This is a genomic window from Streptomyces virginiae (assembly GCF_041432505.1).
Classification (GTDB): Bacteria; Actinomycetota; Actinomycetes; order Streptomycetales; family Streptomycetaceae; genus Streptomyces; species Streptomyces virginiae_A.
This window is the reverse complement of sequence record NZ_CP107871.1, coordinates 42070-53893: the sequence shown is the minus strand read 5'-3', so window position 1 is coordinate 53893 and position 11824 is coordinate 42070. Positions and strand designations below refer to the sequence as shown.

14 protein-coding genes are annotated in these 11824 nt (G+C 69.3%); 4 read left to right on the top strand and 10 right to left on the bottom strand.

The window, feature by feature from the left end:
- Positions 1-29: 29 nt before the first annotated feature.
- From OG624_RS00235 to OG624_RS00220, 4 genes are all read right to left on the bottom strand, one after another.
- Complete coding sequence (locus OG624_RS00235) at positions 30-2021, bottom strand: calcium-binding protein (RefSeq protein ID WP_371638828.1); 1992 nt, start codon at positions 2019-2021, stop codon at positions 30-32.
- A 162-nt stretch (positions 2022-2183) separates the two neighbouring features.
- Positions 2184-2393 carry a Tn3 family transposase gene (locus tag OG624_RS00230; protein ID WP_106971554.1) on the bottom strand — a complete coding sequence of 70 codons (210 nt, stop codon included), beginning with the start codon at positions 2391-2393 and terminating at the stop codon, positions 2184-2186.
- Positions 2394-2634: 241 nt separating this feature from the next.
- A complete protein-coding gene (locus OG624_RS00225; protein WP_371638827.1) occupies positions 2635-3648 on the bottom strand; it encodes a hypothetical protein in 1014 nt (337 codons plus the stop codon).
- A gap of 99 nt (positions 3649-3747) precedes the next feature.
- Complete coding sequence (locus OG624_RS00220) at positions 3748-4182, bottom strand: hypothetical protein (protein WP_033226288.1); 435 nt, start codon at positions 4180-4182, stop codon at positions 3748-3750.
- 843 nt (positions 4183-5025) lie between these two features.
- On the opposite strand from OG624_RS00220, the gene OG624_RS00215 reads away from it, so the two are divergent.
- Positions 5026-5685, top strand: a complete 660-nt coding sequence (locus OG624_RS00215) for a hypothetical protein (protein ID WP_158711978.1) — start codon at positions 5026-5028, stop codon at positions 5683-5685.
- A 124-nt stretch (positions 5686-5809) separates the two neighbouring features.
- Positions 5810-6193: a hypothetical protein gene (locus OG624_RS00210; protein ID WP_051763961.1), complete on the top strand. Its 384-nt coding sequence runs from the start codon at positions 5810-5812 to the stop codon at positions 6191-6193.
- 245 nt (positions 6194-6438) lie between these two features.
- Here the strand turns inward: OG624_RS00210 and OG624_RS00205 are convergent, their stop codons facing one another.
- The 3 genes from OG624_RS00205 to OG624_RS00195 all read right to left on the bottom strand — a co-directional run bounded on the left by OG624_RS00205 (position 6439) and on the right by OG624_RS00195 (position 7302).
- On the bottom strand, positions 6439-6927 hold the full coding sequence (locus tag OG624_RS00205) for a hypothetical protein (protein WP_371586901.1): 489 nt from the start codon (positions 6925-6927) through the stop codon (positions 6439-6441).
- An 82-nt stretch (positions 6928-7009) separates the two neighbouring features.
- Positions 7010-7144, bottom strand: a complete 135-nt coding sequence (locus tag OG624_RS00200; RefSeq protein ID WP_371586900.1) for a hypothetical protein — start codon at positions 7142-7144, stop codon at positions 7010-7012.
- Positions 7120-7302 (bottom strand): hypothetical protein, encoded by a 183-nt coding sequence (locus OG624_RS00195; RefSeq protein WP_158711979.1) that lies wholly within the window; start codon positions 7300-7302, stop codon positions 7120-7122. The genes OG624_RS00200 and OG624_RS00195 overlap by 25 nt, the downstream gene beginning before the upstream one ends.
- Positions 7303-7308: 6 nt before the next feature.
- On the opposite strand from OG624_RS00195, the gene OG624_RS00190 reads away from it, so the two are divergent.
- Positions 7309-8082, top strand: a complete 774-nt coding sequence (locus tag OG624_RS00190; protein WP_371638826.1) for a hypothetical protein — start codon at positions 7309-7311, stop codon at positions 8080-8082.
- A gap of 414 nt (positions 8083-8496) precedes the next feature.
- Here the strand turns inward: OG624_RS00190 and OG624_RS00185 are convergent, their stop codons facing one another.
- The 3 genes from OG624_RS00185 to OG624_RS00175 all read right to left on the bottom strand — a co-directional run bounded on the left by OG624_RS00185 (position 8497) and on the right by OG624_RS00175 (position 10525).
- A complete protein-coding gene (locus OG624_RS00185; RefSeq protein ID WP_371586897.1) occupies positions 8497-9753 on the bottom strand; it encodes a transglycosylase family protein in 1257 nt (418 codons plus the stop codon).
- Between the two features lie 85 nt (positions 9754-9838).
- The gene (locus OG624_RS00180) at positions 9839-10009 is read right to left on the bottom strand and encodes a hypothetical protein (RefSeq protein ID WP_158712023.1); all 171 of its coding nucleotides are present in this window, start codon (positions 10007-10009) and stop codon (positions 9839-9841) included.
- A 180-nt stretch (positions 10010-10189) separates the two neighbouring features.
- Positions 10190-10525: a hypothetical protein gene (locus tag OG624_RS00175; RefSeq protein ID WP_051764069.1), complete on the bottom strand. Its 336-nt coding sequence runs from the start codon at positions 10523-10525 to the stop codon at positions 10190-10192.
- Positions 10526-10705: 180 nt separating this feature from the next.
- Between OG624_RS00175 and OG624_RS00170 the strand changes: the two genes are divergently transcribed.
- Positions 10706-11704 (top strand): LuxR C-terminal-related transcriptional regulator, encoded by a 999-nt coding sequence (locus tag OG624_RS00170; protein WP_371586896.1) that lies wholly within the window; start codon positions 10706-10708, stop codon positions 11702-11704.
- Positions 11705-11824 lie beyond the last annotated feature (120 nt).

Sequence of the window (11824 nt, the reverse complement as noted above, 5' to 3'; positions counted from 1 at the left end):
GCTGTTGGGGGTGCGCGGTCGGCTGTCCGTCAGGGGCAGCTGATGCGGGTGTCGCCGCTGTCGGTGGTGCAGGTGTCGGAGCCGGAGCCGCCGTTGGCGGTGTCGTTGGCGCTCACGCCGTCGGTGGTGGTCAGGCGGTCGTTGCCGTAGTAGCCGGTGAGGACGTCGTTGCCGCGGTCGCCGTTCATGGTGTCGTCACCGAAGCCGCCGTCGAGGTTGTCGTTGCCCGGGCCGCCGTGGACGGTGTCGTTGCCGTAGCCCGCACGCACGGTGTCGTTGCCGGAGAGCGCGCAGATGACGTCGTTGCCGTAGCCACCGGTGAGGGTGTCGGTGCCGGACGTGCCGACGATCGTGCAGCCCCGGGCGTTGTTGACCGAGGTGGTGGCGGTGGCGCTGTTGTCGCCGGTGTTCGGGTCCTGCGGGGAGCCCGTCACGGACGCGGTGTCCCGCAGGGTGCCGGTCGTGCGCGGTTCGGCGGTCACGGTGACCGTGGCGCTCGCGCCGGGGGCCAGGCTGCCCAGGGCGCAGGTCGCACCCGTCGCGGTGGTGGTGCAGGCGCCCTGGGAGGGCACGGCCGAGATCAGGGTGCCGCCGGCTCCGGAGAGGGAGTCGGTCAGGGAGACGCCCGTCGCGGTCGCCGTGGAGGACGCCGCGTTGGTCACCCGCACCGTGTACGTCGCCTGGTCGCCGATGCTCACCGTCGTCGTACCGGACTTGGTGACGGACAGGTCCGCCGACGGCGGCGGGGGCGTGGTGCCGCCACCGCCGAGGTAGCGGGCCACGCCGCGGTCGGCGGCGAGGCTGTTGGCCTGGCCGACGACCCCGCCGGCGACGATCTTCCCGTCGGACTGCAGGGCCACTTGGGAGGCCTGCTCGGAGGGGCCGCCGAAGTCGGTCGTCAGCCGGCCGTCGCCGTCGAAGGAAGTGTCCGCGGCGCCGTTGGTGTTGTACCGGGCCAGCGCCCAGTCGCCCGCGTACCGGCCCGCGACGACGATCCGGCCGTCGGACTGCAGGGCGACGTCCGCGGCGTCGGCGATGTCCGGTCCGAAGCTGGTGGTGACCCGGCCGGCGCTGCCGAACGTCGGGTCCACGGAGCCTCCGGCGGTGAACCGCGCCAGCCCGAAGACATTGTCATCGCCGGTCGCGACGACGATCCGGCCGTCCGACTGCAGGGCCACGCCCCGGGCCCTGACCCCGAAGCCGGGGGCCGCCCGACCGTCGCCGTCGAAGGTGGGGTCGAGACTGCCGTCGGTGTTGTAGCGGGCGAGCGTGACGCCGCCGGGGCCGGCTCCGGCGACGACGACCCGGCCGTCGGGCTGGAGGGCCAGGTCGGCGGCCGAGGCGAAGGTTCCGCCCGGGAAGGTCGTGACGGCCTTGCCGTCGCCGTCGAAGGCCGGGTCCAGGGAACCGTTGGCGTTCCAACGGACCACGACCCAGCTCGCGAAGCTCTGGCCGGCCGCCACGATGCGGCCGTCGGGCCGCACGGCCACGGTCATGGCGGTCTCGATCGCGTCCGGGTCGATGTCGGTGACCGCCCTGCCGCCGGTGCCGAAGGTCGGGTCGAGGCTGCCGTCGGGGTTGTAGCGGGCGGCCACCCAGTCACCGTAGCCGGCGATCGAGGTGGACCCGCCGACCGCGATGATCTTGCCGTCGGGTTGCAGGGCCAAGGCCCTGGCCTCGTCGTTGTTGAAGTCGAAGTCGGTGTTGACGATGCCGTCGCCGCCGAAGGTCGTGTCCAGGCTGCCGTCCGCGTTGTAGCGCACCAGCACGAAGTCGCCGCCGGTCTCGTCGAAGTAGCCGTCACCCACCGTGATGATCTTGCCGTCGGGCTGGACGGCCATGCCCGAGACGTTCTCGTAGCCGGTCACATCCGTGACGACCCTGCCGTCGCCGCTGAAGGCGGAGTCCAGATCGCCCGGAGCGGCCGTGGCCGCCGTGGGCAGTCCGAGTACGAGCGCCAAGGCGGCGGCGCCGACGGCGCCGGCGCGCCCGGCCCGGCGCCGTGGGGAGTGCTGGGACATGCGCGAACCACTTCCGTCCGTCGGTTCCTCGGGTGCCCCAGCTTTCTGGGACACCGGGCCGGGACGGGGCCGCGGCGGGCCGGGGCTGCGCCCACTGGACCGCTGTGTTCCACCCTCAGGAGTGACGGACAAATCACCCCAACGGCCCGGTACGGGCCGCCGTCAGCCGAAGCGGCCGGCGAACCAGGCAGCCGCGGCCCACGTGCGCAACGGGAACGCCAAGGGGCCGGGGGAGAGCATGCGGATCAGGCCGTGGCCGCGGACCTCGCCAACTGTCAGGGAGCCGGCCACCCGCAGCATGTCGCCCCAGTGCGCGCGGACGCGGTCCAGGCGCACGGTGTGCCGAGGCGGGCGTCGGAGATCCGCACGCATCCGTACCGACCTCGCCCCCGTCCTGGACCGGCCCAAAGGCACGCACCGGGCCTCTGACCGTGTGCGCCCAGATCCTCCAGGTCCAGGTGACGGTCTGCGGGGGAGTCCACCGGACGGCCGGCCCCTCCAGCGCGACGCGCACGGCCTGAACCGTCCGTCCTGCGCGCACGGCACGCACCGCGTGTCCGTCCGCCGTCCTTCCACTCGGCGACGGTCCGACCGTGGTGACGGTCCGGGACCGTCACAGGCGCGATGGCGACCGCGCACGGGGCGGTGTGGTGGGCGGCGGCCGTGGCGCGCTCGGCCCGGATGCGGTGGCGCGTCTCGGCCGCGCGCTCGTCGGCGTACCGTACGAGGTGGGCGGCCGCGGCCTCGCGGTCCGCTGTTCGGTGGGCCGAGCGTCCCGTCCGGGGGCGATCACGTACCAGTGACGCCCCGACTTCCGGACGCGGCCGGCCGCGTGTCCGTCGACGTGCACGACGCGGCCGCCGAGCTCACCCGTGGGCAGACCGAAGCGGTAGCGGCCCGTCGCCCCGATCGTCGCGGGCACGGCGGCCGGAGCGGCCGGCACCGACTCCTCCGCGCGCACCGCTTCCTCCGCAGCAGCGGCCGCAACCACGGCGTGCGCGGTGTGCAGCCGCTCCAACGCCTCGCGCATCGCCGTCTCCCGGCCGTATCGCTGCGCGGAGACGTGCAGAGCCTGCGCGGTCGCCAGCCGGCCACGCGCGGCCTCCAGCCGCACCTCGGCCTGCTGCACCCGGTCGACCGGCCCCGTGACCGCCCACGCGTGGACGGGGTCCGCAGCGCGCCCGGTGGCGTGCAGCCACGCGACGTACGCCGCCGCGTAGTCGTCACCCGTCCAGTTCTCCTCCGCCCACCCCTCGAACGCGTGCGAGATCGAACGCCCCTCCCGCTCGCGCGCCTCCGCCCACTCCTCGGCACCACGCAGCATCCGGTGCCGGCGGTTGTCCTCGATGCAGTCCGCCGCGTACTCCCGCTCCTCGGCATCCATGGCGAGCACGGGCAGCGCGTCCACCGGGACTCCGGCGCGCTCGGCGGCGTGTTCGGCGCACATGAGCCGGCCGTCCCGACGGGTGCCCACGAGGTACAGGCGGACCCCGTACGCGTCACAGAAGCCGTTGAAGCCGGCCGCCACCTGGACGCCGCAGTCGCCGACGTCGACCGGCTCCGGCATCCCCGGGACGACCGCCGTGCGCACCTCGGCCGGGATCGCGTCCGCCAGCGTGAGTTCCACCTGACCCTCCACGGGCTCCACCCGGAGGCTGTACCGGCCACCGGTACCGCCGTCCTCGCCCCACCCCACAAGCTCGTGGTTCCGGGTCACCTGAGAGCCTCACCCGCACCGCGCGTCGAACCGCTCCGGGCAGTACGCGTGCTCGATGCACACCCGCGGGTCGTCGACCTCCTCCGGGTCCTCACACCCGCACTCGCCGAACGCGAACGGCTCCGTCACCTCCGGCTCCTCCACCAGAGCCTTCACGGCCTTGAGCTGCATGTCCGTCAGCTGCACGCCGTCCCGCACACCCCGGGACTCCTTGGCCACGTACCGGAACCCCTGGGGACCGCGCTCCCAGTGCAGGAGCAGGGACACCTCCCCTGTGGTCGTGTAAGCCTCCAGCCCCACGACCCACACGTCCGCGGTCCGGCCCTTCGAGCCGGCCGCGCCGAACACGGCGGAAGCCTGCCAGTCGTTCTCCTCGGCCGTGCGGATCAGCCGCTCGTCACTACTGGGGATGACCGCCGCCGTACCGGACGTCAGAGCGGACATTCGAACCCCCAAGGGGACCGGACCTGCGGCCTGTTGGCCGCCCCGGTGAGAACAACCCTAGCGGAAATTATATAACTTCAAAGGGTCCGAAGCCCTCAATTCACCCGTTTGGGCTGGCTTGGTCGGACGTTCCTGGGGTTCTGCAGGCCGTGGCCTCCGAGGCGGTCCTGTGGACGTGAGACCCAGGATCACACCTGCCTCGACGGACATGCGTGGCGCTCGTCGGCGCGGCCTCAGAGGGGGTACTGCTGGATCCGGGCAACAAAAATGGCCCCTCCGTATGGATGAGGCCTCTGCCGTGGCGACGCTTCTAGTGCCGGAAACGTGACCACAGGCTGACGATGTAGTAGGCAGACGACAGGACGTAGTAAGCGAACTGTACAAATCCAACAATAATTTCCATGGGGGAAATCTCTTTTCTCTATTTATTTATCAAGAGCCTCAGTGGGGCTACGTTGTGACGTACCGTCAGTCTACAGGATAGAGCGGCCCAGGTAAAGGGCTGTACGCCTCACTGGGGCGCCTTCGAGGAAGGCCCTAAAGATAAATTCAACTCTTCTTCCGCAGGCCGTGACGCGGGCGGCAGCAACCCCCGAGGAAGCATGTGAAGTGGAGACTGCTTATGGGTTGCCGTACTTTCCACCGGGGCGGGATGAGGTGCCGGTTGAGGATGCAACGAGGTGAGCGCGTACTCGCCGGGGCCAACGGCTGGCTCCGTGGTCCTCCAGTAGCGGCCTTCTCGGCGGACGTACGAGTCGTCCAGTCGCCTCTCGTACGAAGCAACTGACGTCATAGGCGGCGGTGCGCCTGCGCTTGCATGGCGGTGAGCGGCATACTGCTGCCGTGTCCGTTGAGAGTCATGGTAGAAATCGATTCGACCACCTTCATTTGTGGGCCACGACGGTGACCGGTTTGGTTGCGCTGGGTATTGCTGTTTTCAACCTTGTGACACTTCAGTCAAGCCCTGACATCGATGTAGCGATGCCTCATGTCGTGCGCGTATCGCAAGGGAAGAGTGCCCGCCTGTACGTGCAGCCCACCATCACGGCCAAGGAGCAGACCCAAGAAGTTGAGGTGATCACCAATGTGCTTCTTGCGTTGAATCCGCCGCCAGAAGAGAAGATTGTGCCGCATTTCTTCTGGGATGAATCCGGGCAGTGGACTGTTGTCGAAGGTAAGTTGACGTACCGGCAGACTTCTGACCCCACCCCAGTCCTGGTACCTTACGAGAAGCCTCAGCAGCCGACGATGCGATTCAATGCTGAAGGTTGGAAATTCAAGAAGGAGAAGTATCAGGGACTGCTTTCAGTTCACCGATCCGGTGGTCGACCGCCGATTGTGAAAGAGATTTGTATCGTAATCAGCCGTAAGAATGTGGCAGATTTTGAAGCGCTCGGGCCGGGTGGGAGTTTGCTTTTTCGCAACGACCATCAGCCGATGCCCGCAGATACGCCTAAGGATGAAATCGACTGCTACAAGAGCTTGCCAAGCGACAGTGACTGATCTCCGGGCCAGGAGGCCAGGCTTATGCCAGCACCCCGTATTGCTGTGGGGGTGTTGCGGAGGCGGTTTTTGCGATGGAGACGTTGACAGCCCCGCCGGCCGCGAGGCCCTGGCCGAACAGGGCGTGACGCCCCGTTCCCTGCGCTCCTGGACCCGCGGGAAGGCGACGCCGTCCCCGGCGTCCCGGGAGCGGATCGACGCGGCGTACTGGTGGCGCCGGCGGGAGAACCTGATCCGCTCCGGCTGGCTGGTCCGCCACCTCGACAACGACGGCCGTGGCTGCCGGATGGAGATCTACCCGGTCGACCAGAGCCACGTCGACACCAGATACAGCCGCTCCCTCAGCGACCGCTCGATCACGGTTCGGTACATCTGGCCGGACCTCGTCAGCGCGTGGGCCGCTCGGGGCGGGGCGATGGTGGACGAGATCTGGGATGACGTCATCACCGACCTCGACTCCGACTACGCCGCCTACGCGTATGTCTCTGCCGTCGGCATCGGCGCCTGACCCCTCATCCGACGGAAGCCGCTGAGGCTGCTCATACGCGACAGGACGGCCGCCACCGGTTCGGTAGCGGCCGTCCTGTTGTTCGCCCTCCGGGCGCCTCGACGACCGAGTCGCCGCGGATCGGCCTGGGGGTTCTGTCGGTCGAAGAAGCGTGGGTCGGCCGTCTGGATGTGGTGGCTGAGAGGTTCACGGTTTCGGAAGGCGAGGTGCAGGAGGACAGCCAGGCGTGCCGACCGCCCGCCTTGCTACTGCGCGTCGCGGAAGACGTAGTAGCCCTTGCCCGCGACGAGGACCGAGGTGAAGGAGACGGGCAGGCCTTGCGGCCCGCGGGGCACTTCCTGGGAGGTCTGGCGGGTGAAGCCCAGCGAGACGCCCGGGACCACGATGTTCTCCGGGTCCTCGGTGTCCACGGTGGCGCCGTGCCCGGTCAGCTCCGCGAGGATTGTGTCGGCGGGGTCTGCGAAGACGTCGTGGCCGTCCAGGAGGACGCGCGTGGTACTCCGGCGGCCCTCGCCGGGCCACCACAGCTCAACGGCCGTCACACGGTCCTCCGCATCGAAGAAGACCGTGTAACCGACCCCGTCGACATCGCCCATGAGCCGACGCGCGCGCCGGGAGGTCGGGCCGACGACCCGGGGCTCACCCCAGGGCTGCAGCGCGGCCACCGCCTCTTCATACGTACTGCCGAGGTGCACGGGTCCAGCGGCGGTCGGCGGCGTCAGGAGCAGATCCATACTGCTTCTCCGATTGTCCACTTAAGCACTTCGTAGTCTATTGTCCACTCCCGCTTCTCGAGCATCTTCTGGAACTTCTTGTTCACCTTGAGGCTCTCCATTCCGCGATGTGCGTGTCGTACTTGTCTCCGTACAACTCCCGGATCTCGTCGATGTCCATCTTCATCGCGAGGTCCCACCGGCCGGCGTCGATCAGCGCACGCTGTCGGCCCGCCACTTGATGGACTCCGCGCTCGACCCGGTGCTCGTCACCCCGCGGTGGTCGTCGTACTCCATCCGGATCGCCGGGCTCATGCCGGCGCCGCCGCCGTCCTTGTTGGTCTCCTGGCCTTGCGTCGGCGGACCGGGGTGCGCCTGATCCTTGTCTGCAACCACCGGGCGATGCGGGCGTTCCTGGAGCGTGAACTGCGGCAGGTGGAACACGGCATCGCCGAAGTCCGCGCACTGCTGCCCGAGGCGGAGCCGGCCACCCTGGAGCACCAGAGGGTCCGGGCAGCGCGGGCACTGGCGAACCGCTGGATCAGCCTGCCCGCGCTGACCACCCTCAAGGCTCTTGACGACGCGACCGACCCTTGCCGGTGTGCCTCGCCGACGGCGGCGGACCGGGACTTCTTCCCGCCGGTGATGCCGCCGTCCACCGAGACCGAGGTCGCCTGGCGGCTCCACCACGCAACGGCGCACCCGTATCTGGTGGCCGAGCTCGCCACGGCCACGTTCACCGCCGCTGCCACCACCCAGCTCAATACCGCGCACGTCCGCGACCTTGGCCCGGACGCCTCCACGATCACGCTCCACGACCACGGTCTGCGCAGAGGCTCTATGACCCACTCCGTCCCCCTCTGGGCCCGCCCCCTGCTGAGGGCAGCAGCCTTGCTCCGGCGCCTCGGGGCCGGCACCAGCGGGCCACTCTTCCGCGATCCGCGATCCGCGATCCGCGATCCGCGATCCGCGATCCGCGATCCGCGATCCGCTGAGAAGCGAGGGACTGCCATCCCTGATGGCCTTCGCCGAGAGCTGCAGGCTCCGCCCACCCCAGCCGCCGCGCCCCAAGCCACGTCGTGGCCGGCGCGGGAAGACACCGAGCGTGAAGTGGCCGGAGAAGACGATTTGGCCCGTGTGCACTGCTCACTACCGGCTCTCGTTGGCCGGAGCTGAACCCGATCTGATGCAGGGCTGCCCGTACCCGCCTCCCCATACCCGGAAGACCATCGAACGGCGGAAGAAGGGATGGCTGCCACCGGACTACGGACTGCGGGAGCTTCGCCATTTGCGCTGAGAGGCAGCCGGGAGTTCTCGCTGTGTCCGAGACGGTCTCGGTCGGTTGCGCGGTTCGGGCGTCGGTTGGGTTGAACACGTGGTTGTTGTCTGGGGCGTGGTGCGGCGCTGCGGCCTTGGCATAGGGTGAAGACCGTTCTCCCGGGCCTGGCAGCACACCTGCGAGCGGCCGGGGACGCCGGACCACCTTGAGGGTCCCCCAGCGAGCCCGAGGGTAAGGAAGGGGCTGGGTGAGGCCCGGGAGCCGGCCCAGCCGACAGCGTACGGGCCGGCCACCGCACACCCGAGTGGGGGTCAGGCTCCGGGGGTGGCGCTGATCTGCTTGAACCCGGCGGCCGTGCCGATGAGGGAGAAGGAGCTCCACGAGCCGGCGGTGTAGTCGCCGTTCGCGTTGTAGACCCGGTCGTCCGAACCGATCGCGTACAGGTGCACCGTCTTGCCCGCGGGGGTGACGGCGAGCTGCTTGAACCCGGCCGTCCCGCTGACCACGCTGAAGCCGCTCCACGAGCCGGCCGAGTAGTTGCCGTTGTTGTTGTAGACCCGGTCGTCCGAACCGATCGCGTACAGCCGGACCGTGCCCTCGCTCGTCGTCGTCGCGGCGACCTGCTTGAACCCGGAGGTGGTGCCGATGAGGGAGAAGGAGCTCCACGACCCGGCGGTGTAGTTGCCGTTCGCGTTGTAGACCCGGTCGTCCGAACCGATCACATACAGCCGGACGGTGTTCCCGGTCGCGGTGGCCGTGATCTTCTTGAATCCGGCAGTGGAGTCCACCAGCTGAAGGGTGGTCCAGCTCCCCTGGGCGTAGTCGGCGCTCTTCCCGTAGACGCGGCCGTCGGCGCCGAGGGCGAAGAGACGGACCGTGTTGCCGGTCGCCACGACCGAGATCTGCTGGAAGCCCTGCGTGCCGTCGACGAGCTGGAACCCGGTCCACGTGCCGGTCTTGAAGTTGCCGCGGTCCTCGTAGATCCGGTCGTCGGCACCGATCGCGTAGACGTGCACCTCGTCACCCACCCGGATCGAGGTCGTCTGCTTGAAGCCCTGCGCACCGTCGACCGTGTTGTACCCGTCCCACGTACCCGCCGAGTAATCGGCGTTGTTGCCGTACACCCGGTTGTCCGAACCGACCCCGTACAGGTGGACCTTCGAAAAGACTGCAGGAGCCGCCGGATCGGTGTCCGGGTAGGGGTCGGCGTGGTCTGCGGCGAGGCCCGCGGCCGCACCGCAGGTGCCCCAGGCTCCGGCGCCCTGACCCGCGAGGATTTTCTCGGCTATCAGGACCTGCTGCTGCTTGGTGGCCTGGTGCGGGTAGGCGGCGTACTTCTGTCCGCCGTAGGCGTCCCACGTCGGCTTGGATATCTGGAGGCCGCCGTAGTAGTCGTTGCCCGTGTTGGTGCTCCAGTTGTCCGTCGACTCGCAGTGGGCGACCTTGTCCCAGGTCGCGACGGAGGCGGCGCTCGCCGTACCTGCGGAGGCCAGGGAGAGGACGAGTCCGGCCAGGGACAGCCCGGCCAGTGCGGCGATTTTCGTGCGGGGACGGACGGTTGCAGACATGGAGATACCTCGGTTCGGTGGTTCGGTGGTTCGGTGGTTCGGCGTGTGCGTGCAGGGCGCACTGACGGGGGCGGAAGCCGCGGTCCTACGACCAGCCCATGGAGTCCGTGGAGGCTCCGGCCTGCGCGGCGGCGGGAGCGGCGGCGACCAGCCGGCCCGTACCGTCGGCCTGGCCGGCGGCGGCGTCGACACCGAGGGCGGTGAGGGCGGCAAGGGCCATGACCGCGGCGGCCTGGGCAGTACGGGTGCGGAGCATGGGGGTGTCCTCTTCTGACGGTTCGAGCGACGGATTGGTGTCCTCAACCGGCCTGCGTCCCGCGGTGGCGCTGTCCGGTCCTGGCCCGCCGGGAGCTGGTCCCAGCTGGCGAGAACTACTTTCGTCGCTGGTCAGAGGGGGTGGAAGGGCATTCGGTGGCCCGAAGCGGCTTTGGACGAATCAGTCCAGCAGAGGCTTGGAGGCCTCGCAGGAGGGAGGGCGGGTCTCGAACGCCGGGGCGATGAAGGGCACTTCCACCTTCAACGGAGTCCAGTCGGCGAGCTCAGGGCAGCGTGAGAGCAGCAGGCGGATCAGGCCGGCCGCATGTTCCTCCGCCTCTACGAGGCTGCCCGCGCGCAGGTACACGCCGACCACGGGATCCGGCCGGGCGAGCGGATGGACACTGACGTGCTCGGCCCCGTCGTCCGGGCCGAGGCGGGAAAGGATCAGTGAGCGCAGGTCCGCGGGAGCGGAGGCATCGCGCGGTGCGCGCAGGCCGGCGTGGACGAGATACATGGAGTCGACTCTTCCAACCCCCAACTCCCTTGTCAGGCATCTGCATGTGGCCCGTTCGGGCCCTGACCTCTTGCGTCCGCCCCTGGTACGGGCGGGCCTCTTGCGCGCCCGGGGTCCCCGGCCGTGGCAGCATGATCGAAAAGGGGTGGGGCTCGTCAATTTTCAGGGGGGATTTCAAGGATGCTGACCGCATTGGGACTCGACACGGTGGCGGAGGCGGTCTACCGCGCGATGCTGGCTGATCCGACGGGCGGCGTCGCCGAACTCGTCGCGCGGGTGGGCAGGACCGAGGAGGAGGTGCGGGACGCTCTCGACACGTTGAGTGAACTGGCCCTCGTACGGCCGTCGGCAGAACGGGAGGGGGGCCTGCGGGCCGTCTCTCCGGACATTGGCATGGAGGTCCTGATGGCCCGCCAGCAGGCCGAGCTGGCGGCGCAGCAGCTGCGCCTGGAATCGTCGCGGAGTGTGGCTGCACAGCTGATCGCCGAGTACGCCGACATCCGGCCGGCGGCAACCACTCCAGGGGTCGAACAACTCATCGGCATAGACGCGATTCGCGACACGCTCGTCCGACTGACGCGTGACGTCGCCACGGAGGTCATGGCCTTCCTGCCGGGCGGCGCCCAGCCGTTGGAACAGCTCGACGCATCGCGTCCGCTGGACGAGGAGCTGCTGGGCCGGGGGGTGCGGATGCGCAGCGTCTATTTGAGCAGCGTCCGCAACGACCAGAACACGGTCGACTATGCGAACTGGCTGGCCCGGCTCGGCGGCCAGGTGCGTACGGTCCCGTCCCTGCCCACCCGAATGATCATCACCGACCGTGCGACCGCAGTCATCCCGGTCAACAGCGAGGACTCGGGTGCCGCAGCGGTCGTGCTGACAGGCCACGGCACCCTCACCGCACTGTGCGCACTCTTCGAGACCGTCTGGGGAGGGGCACAGGCACTGGGTGAGGCAGTCGTGCGGGACGGGCACGGCCTGAGCCCGCAGGAGTCGGCCACGGTCGACCTCCTCGCCCAAGGACACACGGATGAGGCGATCGCCAAACGGCTCGGTGTCTCCCAGCGCACCGCGCGGCGGATCGCGACGGACTTGATGAGCCGGCTCAACGCACGCAGCCGTTTCGAGGCGGGTGTCCGCGCGGTCCAGCAGGGCTGGCTGCCCTCGGACCCCGGCTGACAGCGGTGCATCCGGGACCTCCCGCGATCCTTCCGGGAGGTCCCGGCAGCCCGCCCGGGCCCCTTTGGTCCAAGGCCGTTTGCGTCCAGCGGAGCGCACTTCCGCAGGTCAGAGACCCGG

Bases quoted from the DNA above. Each gene is read 5' to 3' on its own strand.
- OG624_RS00235 (WP_371638828.1), bottom strand. From the start codon at position 2,021: ATGTCCCAGCACTCCCCACGGCGCCGGGCCGGGCGCGCCGGCGCCGTC.
- OG624_RS00230 (WP_106971554.1), bottom strand. From the start codon at position 2,393: ATGCGTGCGGATCTCCGACGCCCGCCTCGGCACACCGTGCGCCTGGAC.
- OG624_RS00220 (WP_033226288.1), bottom strand. From the start codon at position 4,182: ATGTCCGCTCTGACGTCCGGTACGGCGGCGGTCATCCCCAGTAGTGAC.
- OG624_RS00205 (WP_371586901.1), bottom strand. From the start codon at position 6,927: ATGGATCTGCTCCTGACGCCGCCGACCGCCGCTGGACCCGTGCACCTC.
- OG624_RS00190 (WP_371638826.1), top strand. From the start codon at position 7,309: ATGCGGGCGTTCCTGGAGCGTGAACTGCGGCAGGTGGAACACGGCATC.
- OG624_RS00185 (WP_371586897.1), bottom strand. From the start codon at position 9,753: ATGTCTGCAACCGTCCGTCCCCGCACGAAAATCGCCGCACTGGCCGGG.
- OG624_RS00180 (WP_158712023.1), bottom strand. From the start codon at position 10,009: ATGCTCCGCACCCGTACTGCCCAGGCCGCCGCGGTCATGGCCCTTGCC.
- OG624_RS00175 (WP_051764069.1), bottom strand. From the start codon at position 10,525: ATGTATCTCGTCCACGCCGGCCTGCGCGCACCGCGCGATGCCTCCGCT.
- OG624_RS00170 (WP_371586896.1), top strand. From the start codon at position 10,706: ATGCTGACCGCATTGGGACTCGACACGGTGGCGGAGGCGGTCTACCGC.